Here is a 1,698-nt window from a genome sequence, read left to right on the forward strand (position 1 = left end):
TGGCGCTGGCCGTTGCATGCTGTGCGCCCAAGAATAATGAGGTTACGGGCGGCACGCAGCCGAAGGACATCATTCCGATACCGGTGGAGTTCTCTGTGAACCCCGGGAGTATCCTAACCGAGGTATTGACCAAATTGCCAGAGAAGGTCAGTGTTTCAGAAAAGGCCTTGCGACGGCGCCTGAAAGATAGAGAACTGACCGATTGGCAGCTTAAATCGGCCTACTGGCTGGAGGTGGGGAAGAAGGGTGTGAAGATCGAAGCGGCAGATTCCGAGGGCGTGTTTTATGCCCGCCAGACCCTGAGGATGCTGGCTTACCAGGACAGTACAATTGCCTTCTGCACCATCCTGGACTGGCCACGTTTCCGTTATCGGGGTATCCTGTTGGATGAGAGCCGGCATTTCCAGGGCAAGGACTTCGTGAAGAAGCAGCTGGAGATGATGGCGCTCCTGAAAATGAACCGTTTCCACTTCCATCTGGTAGATAATCCGGGTTGGCGGCTGCAGATAGATGCCTATCCTCGGCTTACTGAGTTAACCGCCTGGCGCCCCGAGGCCGAATTCTGGGACTGGGAAAAGGATGAGATAGGGGGAGAATTCGTGGAGGAAGGGACCCCTGGTGCATACGGTGGCTACTATACCAAGGAGGATATCAAAGAGATTCTTGCTTTTGCAGCCAAAAGGCATATTGACGTGATTCCGGAGATTGAAATGCCCGGGCATAATTACGAAACACGCGCCGCATACCCTCAGCTGGCCTGTTCCCTGCCGGAAGCCCAGCGGCCGGACCATTGGGAACTGTGTCCCGGAAAAGAAAGCACATATGAGTTTCTGGAGACGGTGCTAGGGGAAGTGTTTGAACTGTTCCCCAGTGAGTACATCCATATCGGTGGGGACGAAGCCCGCAAGCGGAACTGGGAACGCTGCCCCGACTGCCAGGCCCGGATGAAGGCCGAAGGGCTGGAAAGTGCAGAACAGCTGCAAAGCTATATGATCAGGAGGATGGAGCGTTTTGCCAACGAGCACGGAAAGCACATCATTGGTTGGGACGAAATCCTGCAAGGAGGTCTGGCTCCGGATGCCACCGTAATGTCCTGGCATGGCACCGAGGGTGGCCTGAAGGCCATTGCAGAAGGCCATGACGTCATCTTCACCCCTACGCACTCTTATTATCTGGACCATCATCAGGATCCGGAGCAGTATAGGCCTGCAGGAAAGCTTCTGACCCTGGAAAAGGTCTATTCGTTCGATCCTCTGGAGGAAGAGATTTCCGAAGCCGACACACACCACGTCCTGGGTGTTCAGGGCTGCCTCTGGACAGAACACGTGCGCGAGGCGTGGCATGCTGAAATGATGCTCTATCCGCGCACCTTCGCCATTGCCGAAACCGGTTGGAGCCCGGCATGCAGGAAGGACTATTCAGACTTTATCCGCAGGGCCTCTGCCTTTTCTTCTATTGCCCGGTCAATGGGCTACAACGTCTACGGCAAAAAGCCGACTGCACCCTGACACATCACGGAATCCGACCTTCCAACAAATCAAGCGATATATCTCACCGGACTACCATTCCGAAGTCGAAGCCTTGATTGATGACTTCAATCTCGAATTACTAGGCGTCGGTTATGAACCAGAACAATAGAAAACTGCCGCCATCCCGTCATTGACAAAGGCCGGCCCAACGTTCTGCCAGGCCGACCTC

General features: G+C 54.7%; 1 protein-coding gene. It reads left to right on the forward strand.

Annotated elements, in window-relative coordinates; all coding sequences use genetic code 11:
• Positions 1 to 1,508: beta-N-acetylhexosaminidase (locus tag MJZ26_15065; protein MCQ2107097.1), on the forward strand; the 1,508-nt coding region annotated here is incomplete at its 5' end.
• Positions 1,509 to 1,698 lie beyond the last annotated feature (190 nt).

Source organism: Fibrobacter sp. (genome assembly GCA_024398965.1).
Classification (GTDB): domain Bacteria; phylum Fibrobacterota; class Fibrobacteria; order Fibrobacterales; family Fibrobacteraceae; genus Fibrobacter.